1 protein-coding gene is annotated in these 594 nt (G+C 66.7%); it reads right to left on the bottom strand.

Translation table 11 applies throughout. The features are described 5' to 3' along the window. Positions 1-580, bottom strand: a 580-nt coding sequence (locus ON23_RS10620) for an SDR family NAD(P)-dependent oxidoreductase (protein ID WP_039777895.1), incomplete at its 3' end; no start/stop codon positions are given. Positions 581-594: the final 14 nt, after the last annotated feature.

A 594-nucleotide genomic window follows, 5' to 3' on the forward strand; every position in this document is an offset into this window, starting at 1 on the left:
TGTGGAACAGGCCCGGCGCGATGGTGACCACCCGGATGTTCACGCTCGCCAGGTCGCGGGCGATGGGCAGGGTCATGCCGACGATGCCGCCCTTGGAGGCGGAGTAGGCGGCCTGGCCGATCTGGCCGTCGAACGCCGCGACCGAGGCGGTGTTGATGATGACGCCGCGCTCCTCACCCTCGAGTTCGGTGGCGGCGATGCGTTCGGCGGCCAGGCGGATCACGTTGAACGTGCCGATCAGGTTGACATTGATGATCTTGGTGAAGTCTGCCAGCGGGAACGCGCCCTTCTTGCTGACCGTCTTGATCGCATTGCCGATACCGGCGCAGTTCACCGCGATCCGCAGGGTGCCCAGCTGCGCGGCGGCATCCAGCGCGGCGCTCACCTGCTCCTCGTTGGTGACGTCGGTCGCGGCGAAGACCACACCGTCGCCCAGCTCCTTGGCGATCGCCTCACCGTTGGAGGACGGCAGGTCGATGATCACCACCTTGGCGCCCTGGCCGTGCAGTTCCTTCACCGTGGCCAGGCCCAGACCCGACGCGCCACCGGTGACCACGGCAACCGCATTCTCGAGCTTCATACGAGGTCCTTTCT

Source organism: Nocardia cerradoensis NBRC 101014 (genome assembly GCF_000308535.1).
GTDB lineage: Bacteria > Actinomycetota > Actinomycetes > Mycobacteriales > Mycobacteriaceae > Nocardia > Nocardia cerradoensis.